This is a genomic window from Streptomyces sp. NPDC056231, from assembly GCF_048270745.1.
Lineage (GTDB): Bacteria > Actinomycetota > Actinomycetes > Streptomycetales > Streptomycetaceae > Streptomyces.
In genome coordinates, this window is record NZ_JBLVKW010000004.1 from 84305 (window position 1) to 99467 (window position 15163).

The 15163-nt window shown below is 69.2% G+C and carries 7 protein-coding genes; 2 read left to right on the forward strand and 5 right to left on the reverse strand.

Features of this window, described 5'->3' with window-relative positions; genetic code table 11:
- Positions 1-262 precede the first annotated feature (262 nt).
- The 3 genes from ACNPQM_RS05600 to ACNPQM_RS05610 all read right to left on the reverse strand — a co-directional run bounded on the left by ACNPQM_RS05600 (position 263) and on the right by ACNPQM_RS05610 (position 8911).
- Positions 263-3232: a BTAD domain-containing putative transcriptional regulator gene (locus ACNPQM_RS05600; RefSeq protein ID WP_418083220.1), complete on the reverse strand. Its 2970-nt coding sequence runs from the start codon at positions 3230-3232 to the stop codon at positions 263-265.
- Between the two features lie 462 nt (positions 3233-3694).
- On the reverse strand, positions 3695-4891 hold the full coding sequence (locus ACNPQM_RS05605) for a HupE/UreJ family protein (protein ID WP_418083102.1): 1197 nt from the start codon (positions 4889-4891) through the stop codon (positions 3695-3697).
- A gap of 99 nt (positions 4892-4990) precedes the next feature.
- A complete protein-coding gene (locus ACNPQM_RS05610) occupies positions 4991-8911 on the reverse strand; it encodes a metallophosphoesterase (protein WP_418083103.1) in 3921 nt (1306 codons plus the stop codon).
- 442 nt (positions 8912-9353) lie between these two features.
- Between ACNPQM_RS05610 and mptB the strand changes: the two genes are divergently transcribed.
- Together mptB and ACNPQM_RS05620 are read left to right on the forward strand one after the other, a co-directional pair.
- Positions 9354-10820 carry a polyprenol phosphomannose-dependent alpha 1,6 mannosyltransferase MptB gene (mptB, locus tag ACNPQM_RS05615; RefSeq protein ID WP_358859932.1) on the forward strand — a complete coding sequence of 489 codons (1467 nt, stop codon included), beginning with the start codon at positions 9354-9356 and terminating at the stop codon, positions 10818-10820.
- Between the two features lie 228 nt (positions 10821-11048).
- Positions 11049-12257: a glycosyltransferase 87 family protein gene (locus ACNPQM_RS05620; RefSeq protein WP_418083105.1), complete on the forward strand. Its 1209-nt coding sequence runs from the start codon at positions 11049-11051 to the stop codon at positions 12255-12257.
- 204 nt (positions 12258-12461) lie between these two features.
- On the opposite strand, the gene ACNPQM_RS05625 is transcribed toward ACNPQM_RS05620, so the two are convergent.
- Positions 12462-12782 carry a hypothetical protein gene (locus tag ACNPQM_RS05625; RefSeq protein ID WP_358859934.1) on the reverse strand — a complete coding sequence of 107 codons (321 nt, stop codon included), beginning with the start codon at positions 12780-12782 and terminating at the stop codon, positions 12462-12464.
- Positions 12783-12835: 53 nt separating this feature from the next.
- Positions 12836-14602, reverse strand: coding sequence for a cytochrome c oxidase subunit I (ctaD, locus tag ACNPQM_RS05630; protein ID WP_418083221.1), 1767 nt, complete (start codon positions 14600-14602; stop codon positions 12836-12838).
- Between the last annotated feature and the right edge of the window lie 561 nt (positions 14603-15163).

The following is a 15163-nucleotide window of genomic DNA, read 5'->3' on the forward strand; positions in this document are numbered from 1 at the left end:
GGCGTCTGGTGCGTGCGATCGCAAGGCGGAGGGCCGCCCCGATACCGGTCGTATCGGGGCGACCCGACAACGCCGCGAGCGTGCGTGCCAAACGCCGCCCGGCAGGCGGGACTTTCGAAACACGCCCTAGCCGCTCGCACAAGCCCGCCGGCCCGGCCCGCGCCCCCCGTTGCGGACCGGGCCGGCGTTCGTCGGCGCGCGGGCAGGCGGGTCCGCACACGGGCACACGGACAACCGCCGCGTCCCCTCTCCCGTGCCCCCGTCAGTTGTCGAGCAGCCGGGCGAGTTCGGCGACCGGGACGGGGCTGCCGGGGCCCGCGGTCCGTGCCGCGTCGCCGAGGCGGCCGACGCGGCGCTGCCAGGCGTCGGCGCCGAGGTCCTTGAAGACCCCCCGCGCCCGGCCGAGCATCCCCGCGCCTTCCCCGTCCCCCCGCGCGACGAGAATGACGCCGAGATCGACGCTGATCCGGGCCTGAAGGAATCGGTCGGCCAGCTCCTCGGCCACGCGCAGCGCGTCCTGGAGGCAGCTCTGCGCGTCGTCGAGCAGTTCCTGCCGCCACAGTGCCTCCCCGAGCCCCCGCAGCGCGAACACTTCGCCGACAATGTCCCCTTCGACACGGGACAGCCCGAGTGCGGTCCGGCAGTGCTCGGCCGCTCTGGCGGGCTCGCCGTTACGCATCTGGGCCTCGGCCAGCCGGTAGGTGTTCTGCGCCTCGCCCCTGAGGAATCCGGCCGCACGGCTCATCGAGACGGCCTCGGCACTCAGGATGATGGCCTCACGAACCCGCCCAGACTCCAGTTCGATCTGCGCCATCAGGCCGAGGACGTAGCTCTCGGACATCAGATCACCGACCTTCCTGAAGCCGCGCAGCGCCTCTTCGGCGTAGCGCAGGGCCGACCCCAACTCGCCCCGGAACCGCCCGCACAGAGCCAGGTTTCGTCGTACGAGCGCGAGCCCGTGCTCCTCGCCCTGTTCGTCGAAGAGCTGCTGGGCGGGATTCAGCCAGGCCTCCGCCGAGGCGTACCGGCTCTGGTAGATCTCCAGGGAGCCGAGGGACTGGAGCATCGCCGCCTCACCGATACGGTCGCCTGTCCGACGGGCGGCCTCCAGGGCATGCCTGGCGCAGGTGCGCCAGTCCTCCAGGTAGTTGTGGGTGGAGAACAGGGTGCTGCTGCTCATCGTCAGGTCCCAGGCCTGCGCGGACCGGTCGGTGCGCGCCGCCTGCTCGACGACCGCGACGATCGCGGCGCGCTCCGACTCGAACCAGGCCATCGGGTCGGCAAGCAGGCCGTCCACCATCTCCTCGGGCAGGGACAGGCGCGGCGCGGGCCCGTGAAAGATGGTGTAGTCACCGCCGTGCGCCCGTCGGTGTGCGGCATCGGCAAGGGCCAGCCAGCCGCCGAAGGCCCGGTCGAGGGCAGCGTCGCGTTCCTCCTCGGTCTCCTCGGCCTGCGCGCACTCCCAGCCGAACAGCCGCAGCAGATCCTGGAAGCGGTAGCGGATGGCACCGTCCGTTTCCCCGGTGACGACCTCCAGCAGCTGGGCGTCGACGAGTTGCTCGATGAGCGTCTCGGCGGTCGCCGGATCGGTGTCGAGGACGGCGGCGCCGACCCAGGAGGTGAAGTCGGGTACGGCGAGCAGGCCGAGGCGCCTGTACATCCGGGCAGCGGCCGGCGGCAGCGCCCGGTAGCTGAGCCGGAATCCGGCGCGTACCCCCTGGTCGCCCTGGCTGAGTTCGTCCAGCCGCAGCCGCTGGTCGGAGAGCCGGTTGACGAGGGTCCGTACCGACCAGTGCGGCTTGGCGGCCAGCCGGGCGCCCGCGATCCGCAGGGCGAGCGGCAGCCGGTCGCAGAGCTGGCTGAGGAGTTCGGCGCCTGCCGGGTCGGCGGCGATCCGCTCCTCGCCCGCGACCTTCCGGAGCAGCCGGATGGCCTCGTCCTGGCTCATCACGTTGAGCCCGATGCGGCGTACGGCGTAGTCGCCGGTCAGCCCGTCGAGCGCGTCCCGCCCGGTGATCAGCACACAGCACCGGCCGTTTCCGGGCATCAGCAGGCGGACCTGCTGATAGGAGGCGGCGTTGTCGAGCACGATCAGGACCCGTCTGCTGCCCAGGACGCTGCGGTACAGGGCAGCTCGTTCGTTCGGGTCGGTCGGGACCTGCGGACCGGGAACCCCGAGCGCCCGCAGAAAACGGTCGAGGACGGCGCTGGCCGCTGTGGGGTCGTCGTGCTCGTCGTACCCCCGCAGATCCGCGAAGAGCTGCCCGTCGGGGAACCGCTCGGCGACCTGGTGGGCCCAGTGCACGGCGAGCGCCGTCTTGCCCACCCCGCTCACCCCGGAGATGGCTGCCACGGCAAGCGGCGCGTGGCCCCGCCGCTCGTCGAGCAGCCCGTCGAGCAGGGCGAGCTGCGCCGCCCGCCCGGTGAAGGCCGCTCCCCCGGCGGGAAGCTGCGCGGGTAAGGAGACTGTCGGCGCGGCGATATGACGCACGGTCAGCTCCGGGGCGTCCCGCAGCACCTGGTCGTGCAGCTCCTGGAGTGCGGGACCCGGCTCGATCCCCAGTTCCTCCACGAGCAGCTGGCGTGCCTCGCGGAACACTTCGAGCGCCTCGGCCCGGCGCCCCGACCGGTAGTGGGCGAGGATCAGATGGGCACGCGCCTGTTCACGCAGCGGGTGCTCCTTGACCAGCCCGGCGAGCTCTCCGATGAGCGAGCGGTGCTGTCCCAGTTGCAGCCGTATCCCCGCCAGCTCCTCGTACGCGTCGAGGCGGAGCTCATCGAGCGCCGCCGCGCCCTCCTCGGCACCGTTGACCCCGTCGAGCGCGGGCCCGCGCCACAGGTTCAACGCACTCTCCAGCACGGCCCCGGCCTCGGCGGCCTGCCCTCGCCGGATCAGCTCCCGCCCCCGCCGCACCTCTTCCTCGAACTCCAGGGAGTCGACGACATGGTCGCCGGTCGCCAGGATGTAGCCGGGATGTGCCGTGACAATGAGATTGTCCACATTCACCTCGGACTCGAACATCTTGCGCAGCCCCGAGACGCAGATCGCGATCTGATTCCTCGACGTCGACGGTGGACTCCCCTGCCAGACCGCCTGGATGAGACTGTCCACCGACACGACGCGGTCGGGCGACAGCAGGAGCATGGCCAGCACGGTCCGCTGCCGTGCTCCTCCCACCGAGATGGTGCGTTCGCCCGCGTTGACGACCAGTTGCCCCAGGATTCTGAACACCAACTGCTGCGACAAAAATCTCCCCCGTCCCCCGTCCCCACAGATCAGTGTGACTGCGTGCAGTCACACTGACCACAAAAAGCGACCAAAATGATCACAGCATCGTCGCGACCATGAAGGTTGCGTGGGCAATCATGTCAACCGTGAAGGGGTCTGGCGATGCGAGAAGCGTACGGATCCGGACAGTTTTCATCGACCCGGGAGTAACTTCATCCGGCGGGCAACAGCACAGCAAAGAGACCAACGTCTGGAGCCGAAGATTCCGTTACGGCTGTGCGCAGTTCTGACCACCGGACGTTCCCCCGTGCCGATCAGCTCCTGCACCGAGCGCGTCGCACTCCCGGCACGTACAGACGAAACAGGCGTGACACACGAGCGGGAACACCCGTGGCGGAGCCGGGACGGCGGGGGTGATCGCGTCGTGGAGGTCACGGTGCCCCTGGGCGTGCGGGCGTCACTCGGTCACACCGCGTCTGCCACCCGGCCGAAGAACCAGTACAGACTGACCATCACGATGGGCGCGGTCATCGCGGGCAGGGCCCAGCGGTGTGCGGGAGTCCGGCGAAGTAGGACCAGCAGCGGGAACCCGACGGCGATGATGCCCAATTGCACCGCCTCGATGCCGACGTTGAAACTCAGCAACGACAGCAGCAGCTCCCAGGACCGGTTCTCGTCGATGCCGAGCGCGCCGGCGAAACCCAGGCCGTGGACGAGGCCGAACAGGAAGACGGCCGGCAGCCTCCAGCGCCCGGTCCCCTCGCGGTCGCGCAGGGCGACGTTGGCCAGCGCCACGACGGCGATCGAGGCGGCGATGACGGGCTCCACGACGGATCCGGGCACGTTCACGACGCCCGTGGCAGCCAGGAGGAACGTGACGCTGTGCGCGGCCGTGAAGGTGGTCGCCGCGAGGACGATGTCGCGCAGGCCACGGGCGCCGATGAGCAGCGACAGCAGGAAGAGGATGTGGTCCAGGCCGAACAGCAGGTGCTCGGTGCCGAGCAGGAAGAACTCCGCGATCTGGTGCGGCTTGTGGTGTCCGCCGGTCTCCAGGGTCGGTTCGGCGGCGGACAGGACCTGGGAGCCCCTCTGCCCGTCGATGTCGTAATGGACGATCGTCTCCGCGCTGTGGACGAAGCTCTCGGTGTCGGGGAACAGGGCACTGGAGATCGTGTACGTGCCGTCGGTGCCGCCCGCGCAGTCGTAGGCCAGGGTGAGGACGGCGAACGGACGGGTGCCGCGGGTGTGGATGTCCGCGTCGCCTGCACGCCGGGGTGTGCAGGCCTTGCCGCCGCGGGTGACGGCGAAGCGGCCGGTGACGTACTCGGTCACTGCGCCGGCGTTGGTCTTCAGCTGGTGCAGCTGCTCTGCGCGGTCCTTCGCCCCGTACGCCTCGGCGTAGAGCCAGGCCGACTTCATGAGCAGGTCGTATTCGAGGTCCAGCGTCGCGTCGACACGGGCTCCGGTGCCCTTCACCTCGACGTACGCGGTTGAGGTCATGTCGTGCGCGGCGGCGCGCGACGGATGGGCGAGGCCGGCGGCGAGCACGGCCACCAGGGCCGCGACGGTGGTGAGGAGCGCGGCGGGCAGCCGGCGCGGCAGGAGCCGGGGCAGCCAGGAAAAGGGCAGGAGCGTTGGAGTGGGCAGGGTGGCGGGACGCATGGAGATCTCGGTTCTCGTTGTCGACAGGCGAACGACGGCGAGCCCGTCGTCCCGGACCGGTCCGGTCCGGGACGACGGGCGTGGCGGCTGGTCAGCCGGTCAGCGCCGGCCGGTGGGCGACGTGAACCAGGGGTACGCGGGCACGTCCGCTCCCCAGACGCCGGGCCGGCCATGGGCGTCCTTGGTCACGAAGGCACTCGGCTCGGAGGCGGTCACGCCACCGCCCGTGGAGCGCGCCGTGACGAACCACGCGTGGGTCGTGCCGGGCTTGAGTCCGTTCCAGGTCACCGAGGCGATCCCACCGGAGTCGGCCTCGGTCTTCCCGATGACGCTCACGGGGTCGTAGAGCGCCAGCGAGTCGGTCTTGAAGGTCGTCTTGCGGCTGCTGAGGTCGATCGGCAGCACCATGTTGTCCTCGGTGCCGTTGTAGCGGTGGTTCGTGTCGTACTCGGTGGCGCCGAACTCGTCGAGCAGCGGCGAGTAGGTGTCCACGGTCAGCTCGGAGCGGCCGACGTCGAACTGGAGCATCCGGAAGAAGCTCGCGCCGAACTGCAGTTGGTCGCCGGGCTTGTAGCCGCCGATCTCGGTGAGCCCGAGCCGGTCCGCGGACACCGTGTAGAACTGGTAGTCCGCGAGCAGCTCGACGACGTCGTGTGCGACCTTGCCGACCTTGGGCTTCACGTTGGTGCCGACGCCGTGCTCGTGACCGGCGAGGATCAGGAACACGTTCGGGTTGTCCTGGACCACCTTCTTGTACAGCATCGAGCCATCCGGTGCGGAGAACGGGGCGCCGCGCCCGTCGGAGTTGCTGCTCGGGGCGAGGTAGTCGTGCGAGAGCAGAATCCCGTTGCGGTCGGGGTAGCGCTTGAAGACCGAGTCGGCCCATTCGGCCTCCTCGCGCGTCACGCCGTAGGAGAGGCCGACCACGACGAAGTCGAGGCCGCCGGCGGAGAACAGGTCGTAGTGGTTCTGGTTGTCGCCCTCGCGCCACGGGCCGCCGTACTCGGCGTGCTTCCAGCCCTTGGAGAGCGCCTGGTAGCGCTCGGGCCCGTAGTACTGGTTGTAGATCGCGTCCGGACCGTTCTCGGTGCCCGACTGGTTGTCGTGGTTGCCCGCGATCACACCGTTGGGCACACCCGCGTCGTCCAGGATCTTCTGCTGCTTCGAGGACAGCTCCAGCTCGCCGGTGACCTGACGCTGCATCGCCTCGTCGGCGGGCTTGCGGATGTTGTTCTCGATGATGTCGCCGGTGTGGGCGACGTACGCGATCTTGCGCTTGTCCTTGTTGTCGGCGATCCAGCGCGACACGTCGCCGTACGCCTTCTCCCAGACCGCGCGCTCCTCGGGCGTCTCCTGCTCCACCGCGCCCTCGGAAAGGTACTGGGTGTCGGTGTAGTGGACGATCGAGAAGTCGTACGAGTCGGGGTCGGCGAACCGGTTCGGGTCACCGGCGTCGATGTCGTCGGCGAACGGATCCTCGCCGGTCACCATGGCGTGGACCTGCTGCCGGTCGACGTACTTCCGGTCGACGACGGCGGTCAGGACGGTGTCGCCCTCGGCGGCGCCGCGGGCGCTCGTCAGGACGTCCCACTTCTCCGTCGCGGTGTTCCACACGCGCAGCGCGGCGAGCCGTTCGGGGTCGATGACCCCCTGCCAGCGCAGCACCGGCGCGTCGACGTGGCCCTTCACCTGGACGTCGAACCGCTGGAACGTGACGTCCTCGGCGGCCGGCGCGTCGAGCGTCCTGCCGTCGGCGGGGGCAAGGCCTGCGGCCGTCACCTTCTTCTCGCCCTTGACCTGGAGCGTGGTGGGAACGGACCCGGCCGTGCCCTGGAACACCTGGTTCGGGGTGAGGATCTCGGCCTCGGAGAAGGTGGCGCTCACCTTGCCGCCGTCGGGCTCGGCCACCTTCGCCGACAGCTTGACGCTGTTGCCCGCGTCGGCCGTGCCGGACTTCGGGGTGAGGTCGGCGGGGACGTCCGGGATGCCGGCGGAGGTGAACTTCACCTTGTGGGCGCCGCTGTTGCCGACGCCGTCGGTGCCGGACACCGTCAGGGTGTGCTCACCGGCGGACAGGCCGGGCCCCACCGGGGCGCCGAGCTGGACCGGCTTGCCGTCGAGCTTGACGTCGGGGCCGTTCACCACGCCGGAGAGGTCCTCGAGCCGGACGTCGAGGACGACCGAGGCGGTGATCTTCTGCCCGGCGGCGGGGACGCTGGCAGCCACCCGCGGCGCGGAGTTGTCGGTGACGAGGACCCGGGTCGCGGTCTTGCCGGTCTTCGACGTCGCGGCCAGGGTGTGCCTGCCGTCGTCGATCTTCGTGGTGTCGAGGTCCGCGCGGAGGCCCTGGGCAGGACCTTCGACGAAGAACTCCAGGTCGATCTCGGTCAGCGGGTTGACGTTGTCGCCGCAATTGCCGTCGCCGAGGCTGTACGAGCCCTTGAGCATCCGGCCGGCGGCAGTGCCGTTCGCCGGGGTGAGGGTGATGTCGGAGAGGGCGAAGTCGTCGCGGTTGGCGCCGCACGACGTCGGATAGGTGCCCGTGACGAAGTCGACCGTGTTCCAGCCGGGGACGAGCCACTCGTTCGGGAAAGCCAGATCGACGTGCCGGCTGACCAGATCGCCGTCCAGCACGTGCTTCTGACCGTTCACCAGGATGTAGTTCTGGTAGCGGGCCTCGATCGAGTTGCTGTCCACGGTGAAGCCGAGGGTCGCATTGCCGGAGCCGAGGGTGTCAAAGACGTGCACGGCCGGGGCGTCGATCGTGTAGTGCAGTGCCACCTCGCGCAGGCGGGTGTCGCTGCTGCCGCAGGTGCCGTCGCCCATCGCGTAGGAGTCCGCGATGTCACGGCCGGTGACGGTGCCGCCTTCGAAAGCGAGCGCCAGACGCGAGATGTCGAAGTCGTCGCGGTTGTTGCCGCAGCTCTCCTTGTACGGGCCGGTGACGACCTCGACGGTGTTGTCACCGGGCACCAGGAAACGCGCCGGGATCGCGATGTCGACCCGCTGGCTCACCCAGGTACCGCCCAGGTCGATGCGCTTGCCGTTGACCAGCAGATAGTTGTCGTTCCGGTCGTCGATCGAGTTCGACCCGACGTCGAAGGAGAAGGTCGCCGCGCCATTGCCTAGGTGCGGATCGGTGACGGGGGCGTCCCCGTCCACGGTCAGCGACTCGACGCCGCCCTCGGTGCCCGCCGGGAAGTTCGCGAACACGGGCTGCCGGCCGCCCACCAGCGTGCCGTCCTTGGGCAGCAGCCGGGGGGCGCCCGCCGGGGCGTTGTTCACCGTCACGGTGTTCTTGACCGTCTTGCCCGAGGTGGTCGTCGCGGTGAGGGCATGCTCGCCGTTGGTGAGCTTCGTGGTGTCCAGGTCGCCCTGCAGGCCGGTGGTGCCCTGCGGTTCACCCAGGACGAAGAAGCTGAGTGCGGCCTTCGTCAGCAGCGAGGTGTTGGAACCGCAACTGCCGTCGCCGAAGGAGTACGTGTACTCGTTCTCCTCACCGTCCGCGACCTCGCCGAGCAGGTCCAGGCTGATGTCGGACAGCACGAAGTCGTCGTGGTTGACGCCGCACGAGCTGTCGACCGTCCCGGCGAAGAACTCGATCTTGTTCTCGCCCTTGACGAGGTGCTGGTTCGGGATCTCGATCGTGGCCCGCTCGTTGACGAAGTCGCCGATGTCGGCCCGGTACTCGCCGTTGACCAGCACGTAGTTGTGGTAGCGGGCCTCCGTCGAGTTCGACCCGACGTCGAAGCTGAGCCGGGACACCCCGACCGTCTGCTCGCCGTCGATCGCCTTCCCGTCGACCGCGAGCCCCGTCACGGAGTCACCCGCCAGCGTCGGCGTGGCCGCAACCTTCTGCCTGCCCTCCAGATACTCCCCGTCGCCGGGACTGAGGGTCGGCAGACTCGTGGCGTCCGCCGTCCCGCTCTGCCCTGGTGTGCGCTGCTCCGCACCTGTTTCGGCGTACGCCGCCGTCAGGTTGCCGCTCACGAGGAGCAGCGCCGCGAGCGCTGCCCCCACGAGCCGTTGTCCACCTGATCCGCCAACCGGCCGTACGCGCCGATCTGTGGGCCGCATCAGCAGCCGTCCTTCCTGCTCGCCACAAGGTGAAGGGCACGCCGTGATGGTGTACGACGTGCCCGTGGCGAATCCTGGGCAGTGCAGATGAATGGAGTGACATCCCCCGTAAACAACCAGTGAAAGGATTGTCGGTGGGCTAGGTTCTGGATCACTTTCAGTTTCGGCGCCAGAGCCACGGAGGGTCACCGCAACCGAAATCATGAAGTGCGGCCGCGACGGACGCGAACGACTCCGCCCGGTCCGTGAGGGTCTGTCGAACGGGCTCTGTCGCACTGCCCCCGTCACGGACCTGGCCGTGGACAACAGGCCGACATCCTGAGTTCGCCGTCAATTTCACGAGTGCTGCTTGGGCGGTCCGGGGAAGGAATCTAGGTTGGGCCGAATGAGAGCGATGGGGAGCGCGGTCCGGGTATGGACGCGACGGGGCATGTGGGGTTCCGTGCTGCTCTCAGCGGGTGCGTGGGGCGCCGGCGCGTTGCCGCAAGGCGTGCGGGACGGGGTGTGGGGGGCACCGGGCCCGCTCCTCACAGCGATGGGTGCGACGGCGGCGTATGCCGGACTCGGGCTGCTGGTGTGGGCCTGGTGGCAGTTGGGCACGCTGTTGCGGGCCGGTGCGGTGATGAGCCGGAGGCAGCAGTGGAGCACGCTGGGCTGCTGGGCGTTGCCCCTGCTGCCCGCGCCACTGCTGTTCAGCGCTGACGTCTACAGCTACCTGGCTCAGGGTGCGCTGGCCCAGCGCGGCTGGAATGTCTACGAGGTCGGCCCGACGGCACTGGGCGGCTCGCTCGCCGCCAATGTCCCGGAGGTGTGGCGGGACGCACCGGCCCCGTACGGGCCGGTGTCCGTGCTGGTGAGCCAAGCCGTGGTATCGGTGACCGGGGAGCATCATGTGGCCGCCGCGGTCGTGGGGCTGCGGCTGGTGGCGCTCGCCGGGCTGGCCCTCCTGGCGTGGTCCGTGCAGCGGCTGGCCGTGCGGACGGGTGCCGGCGATGGAGGGGCCTGGTGGGCGGCGCCGCTCAATCCGCTGGTGCTGGCGCATGTGGTGGGCGGGGCACACAACGAGGCACTGATGGTCGGCCTGATGATGGCCGGTTTCGTGGCCTTCCGCTCCGGGCGATGGGGTCTGGGCGCTGCGGTGCTGATAGGGGCCGTGCTGGTGAAGGCCCCCGCTGCGGTGGCATTGGGGTGTGCCGCGATGGTGGCGGTGGCCGCACAGTCGGGCTGGCGGCGGCGCTTCGGTCGTGCTCTGGGGATCTCCCTGGTGGCTGGCGGGACGCTGTGGCTGGGTGTGACCCTGTGCGGTCAGGGCTGGGGGTGGCTGCGGACCATGCATACGCCGTCCGAGGTGTACACGCTGCTGTCGGTGAGCACGGACGTGGGCCGAGTGCTGGAGTGGATCGCGGCCGGGGCGGGATCGAACGCGGCGCCGGGAGCGGTGAGCGCGGCACGTACGGTCGGGACGTTGGCGGGGCTGGGCGCGGCAGTGTTCTTCATATGGCGTGCTCCCCGCACGGGGGCGGAACGCGCTGCGGCAATGGGGCTGCTGGCCCTGGTGATCTGCGCTCCCGCGGTGCAGGTGTGGTACCTGCTGTGGGGCGGGGTGCCGCTGGCTGTGGTGGCGTGGCGCACTCTGGCGGATGCCCGGGTGAAGGGGGCGGTGGTCGCTCTGCTCCTGCTGGTGCTGCCCGCGGGCCGGGGGCCGACCTGGACCTATGTGGTCGCTGCCGTCATCGGGGCGTCGGTGACCGTGGTGTTGCTGACATGGGCGGCTCAGCGGAGTCGGGCACAGACGGCCCTCGCCATGACCGGAGCCGCCGAAACAGGCCGGTTCCCGGCGCCTTCACCCTGATGGCGGCGTGAGGGCGGCACCCCGGTCGGCAGAGGTCCGCCGGCCGGGGCTTCCCGGGCAATCGCCCGCGATCGAGCGAAGTTGTTGGAGGGCACAACCATGACAACCGCCGTGGACGACAACGTCGTTCCGCCAAGTGGCCGAGAACCGCAGGACCCACAGCTTCGGTGGCCATCCCTGCCGGCCGTGCGGTCCGCGCTGGCCCGCCGAGCGACATGGGTGCTGGCCGTGAGTTCCCTGGTGATGCTGCTGCTGGTGTGGATCCCCGCCTGCACACGTTCCGGCATGGTGGATCTACGGGTCTACCGCACCGGTTCCACCCATCTGCTCGCCGGCGACCTGTACGCCTTCCGGCTCGACCTGCCCGGCCCCGACATCTTCCGCCTGCCCTTCACCTACCCCCCGTTCGCCGCTGCCCTCTTCCTTCCTCTCTCCACGCTCCCGTTCCCGCTGGCGGCCGCTGCCTGGACCACGGCCTCACTCCTGGCTCTGGTCGTCTTCGTCCACGGCAGCCTGCGCCTGGCCGCCCCGGACACGCCGCCCGAGCAGCACCGGCAGCGGGTACTGCTGTGGAGCGCCGCCCTGATGTGGACCGAACCGGTCACCACCACACTCGCCTTCGGACAGATCAATCTGCTGCTCGCGGCCCTGGTCGTCCTCGCTGTCCGGCAGCGCCCGGCAGCCGCGGCGGGATTCGGTGTCGGTATCGCCGCCGCGATCAAGCTGACCCCGGCGGTCACCGGTCTCTACTTCCTCATCCGCAGGCGCTGGACAGCTGCCGCGTGGTCGGCCGTGGTGTTCGTCGCCGCGGCGGCGATCGGATGGTGGCTGGCGCCAGGGCCCTCCCGCGACTTCTGGCTCCACGCGGTGGGCGATGCCGCACGGGTCGGCCCCGTCGGATCAGGGCTCAACCAGTCGTTGCGCGGGGCGCTTTCACGCTCTCTCGGCCACGATGTGGACATGTCCGCCCCATGGTGGACGGCAACCGCCCTGGTGGGCGTGCTGGCACTCCTCGCCGCGGTGCGCAGCGCACGGCGGTCCGACCGGCTCGGCTGCCTCCTCGCAGTGCAGGTCTTCGGCCTCCTCGCCAGCCCCATCTCGTGGTGCCACCACTGGGTCTGGGCCCTCCCCGCCCTGTTCTGGCTCCTCCACACCCCGCATCGCACCCGTTGGCGCGCAGCCGCCCAGGCCGCCTGGGTGACGACGCTGCCCTGCCATCTCGCTTTCTGGCTGGTACAACTTCATCCCCGGATCACCTCGCTCGACTACTCATGGCCCCTCGCCGTGCTCGGCTGGGCCTACCCCGTGTGCGCACTGCTCACCCTCATGGCTCTGACCTCTGCAGCCGCCCCTTCCCCGGCTTCCCTGCACGCCGGGGAAGCCGGCCGTCCACTGTCACTCTTCCGGGTGACATCTGCCAGGCGGGTTCCGCAGTAGCGGCAACGGGTTCGGCGCCGGGCCGTAGTCCTGCCCGGAAAGGTTCCCCGATCGGCTCGCCGAACTGCTCGGACGTCCGAGCCTCTCCGGTCCCCCTCCCGGGAAGGAAAGCCTCTCCGGGAAGGCGGAAGTGGGAACCGTATGGGCAGCGTGACCCGAGCGGTGCCGCCGAGCTTCACTTCGGCTGTGAGGCGAACGCGGCTGTCAACGGAGGAGCGCGGCCCAGCGGGCCGCCTCTTCGCACTGCTCCTGGCCTCGGCACAGCCGCGCGCGGACGGCCAGGGACACCGTGGTGGTGGTACCCGCGACCGCCACCAGCGCGGCCGCGAACAGGGTGACCGGCATGAGCAGCACCAGCATCGTGAGGGCCGCCGATCCCCACCCGGCCAGTACGGCGGCCGCGACCAGCCGGCGGGAGCGCGGCCGGTCCTGGCCCGCACGCAGATCGATGCAGGCGGGCAGGTACCAGACGTTGCCTGACACGCAGAGCACGGCGACGCCGAGCGCCAGAACACCATGGGACATCGGGCAGCACTCTCCTCGGGGGCGGGGATTGCGGTGGTGGGCGGGGTCAGGGGTCAGTGCGATGCGGCGGGGTCGAGTGCGGCGATCTCCGGATGGTGCAGATCGAAGGCCGGGGACTCGCTGCGGATACGGGGCAGGGCGATGAAGTTGTGGCGGGGAGGGGGACAGGAGGTGGCCCATTCCAGGGAGCGGCCATAACCCCAGGGGTCGTCGACGGTTATCTTCTTGCCGTACTGGGCGGTCTTCCAGATGTTGTAGAAGAAGGGGAGGAACGACAGCCCGAGCAGGAATGAGCCGATGGTGGACAGAGTGTTGAGGGCGGTGAAACCGTCGGCGGCGAGATAGTCCGCGTACCGGCGGGGCATTCCCTCCACACCGAGCCAGTGCTGCACGAGGAACGTGAGGTGGAATCCGGCTGTCAGCACCCAGAAGGTGATCTTCCCCAGGCGCTCGTCGAGCATCTTTCCGGTGAACTTCGGCCACCAGAAGTGGAATCCGGCAAACATCGCGTAGACGACTGTGCCGAAGAGTGTGTAGTGGAAGTGGGCGACCACGAAGTACGAGTCGGAGACGTGGAAGTCCAGTGGCGGTGCGGCCAGGATGACACCGGTCAGCCCACCGAAGACGAAGGTGACCAGAAATCCGGTGGCCCACAGCATCGGCGTCTCGAAGGACAGCGATCCGTTCCACATCGTGCCGATCCAGTTGAAGAACTTCACTCCGGTCGGTACGGCGATCAGGAAGGTCATGAAGGCGAAGAAGGGCAGCAGCACACCACCGGTGACATACATGTGGTGGGCCCAGACGGTGACGGACAATCCGGCAATGGCTATCGTCGCGGAAACGAGACCGATATAACCGAACATCGGCTTCCGGGAGAAGACCGGAATGACCTCGGAGACGATGCCGAAGAACGGCAGGGCCAGCACATAGACCTCAGGGTGCCCGAAGAACCAGAACAGGTGCTGCCACAGAAGCGCACCCCCGTTGGCCGCGTCGAAGATGTGCGAGCCGAACTTCCGGTCCATCTCCAGCGCGAGGAGCGCTGCGGCGAGGACCGGGAAGACCAGGAGGATGAGTACGGCGGTCAGCAGTACGTTCCAAGTGAAGATCGACATCCGGAACATGGTCATTCCCGGAGCACGCATACAGATGATGGTGGTGATGAAGTTCACCGCTCCGAGAATGGAACCGAAGCCGGACAGCGCCACACCCATGATCCACATATCGGCGCCGATGCCGGGGGAATGGGTGGCGTCGGACAGCGGAGCATAGGCGAACCAGCCGAAGTCGGCAGCACCTTGCGGGGTGAGAAACCCTGCGGCGGCGATCAGCGAGCCGAAGAGGAACAGCCAGAAGGCCAGCATGTTCAGTCGCGGGAAGGCCACATCGGGTGCGCCTATCTGGAGCGGCATGAGCCAGTTGGCGAATCCCGTGAACAGCGGCATGGCGAACAGCAGCAGCATCACCGAGCCATGCATCGTGAATGCCTGGTTGAACTGCTCGTTGGAAATGATCTGCGTACCGGGACGGGCGAGTTCGGCGCGCATCACCAGCGCCATCACGCCGCCGATCAGGAAGAAGAAGAACGCGGTGACGAGATAGAGCGTGCCGATCTGCTTGTGGTCCGTCGTCGTGAGCCACGAGACGACGATCCGGCCGCGCGAGGAACGGCCCGGCAGACCGGTGCCGGGCTGCGTACTGCCCGACCGAGTGGGCAGACGACCGGCCGCGGTGGCCTCCGCGTCGATGGGGTCGTCCCCGGGGCCGGGGGGCTTGGGGCCATATGCGTGAGCGGCCTGCTTGCCCTGCGATTCCATTGCGTCCACCGGACCGTGTCCTCCAGCTGTGGCAGTTCTCCGAGCACTCCCCGGCTGCACGGGGGCGTGTCCGGGGAGCGGTCGGGAAGGTCCGGCAGATCACGAGGGGACGGACCGGACCTTCCCGGCCGCACCATGCTGGTCGCCGCCCGCGACGCTCTCCAGGGACCGACGGGCACCTCCCACAGGGCCGACCGGCCCTACTTCCCTGCACATTCGGCAGCCGACCGGCCCTGCCCGCGCCTGCCTCCGGAACCACACCGCCGGACCCTGGGCACCCGGGCTCTCGTAGGCTGACCGCCCGCGGAACGGTCCCGGCCTCGCGCGGTAACGCTGACCGAAGCGGAGTACGGAGCACTCGGCCTTGTCGGGAGTATCTGCTTCCGGCCGGCGGTCGGTTCGCCGTCGTGTCACAGCATGTCAAACAGGCTCTGAACAGGGCCGAAAGGCTCTGTGGCCAGGGTCGGTCGGCAGGCTGGACGCGGTGCCATACTGACGCCGCCGAGATCGTCCGGGCATTACGGACGTCTCTTCACCCCACCCCACCCCACCCCCACCGTC

Excerpts from the sequence above, each read along its gene's own strand:
- mptB (WP_358859932.1), top strand. The coding sequence starts at position 9,354 with ATGAGAGCGATGGGGAGCGCGGTCCGGGTATGGACGCGACGGGGCATG.
- ACNPQM_RS05605 (WP_418083102.1), bottom strand. The coding sequence starts at position 4,891 with ATGCGTCCCGCCACCCTGCCCACTCCAACGCTCCTGCCCTTTTCCTGG.
- ctaD (WP_418083221.1), bottom strand. The coding sequence starts at position 14,602 with ATGGAATCGCAGGGCAAGCAGGCCGCTCACGCATATGGCCCCAAGCCC.
- ACNPQM_RS05625 (WP_358859934.1), bottom strand. The coding sequence starts at position 12,782 with ATGTCCCATGGTGTTCTGGCGCTCGGCGTCGCCGTGCTCTGCGTGTCA.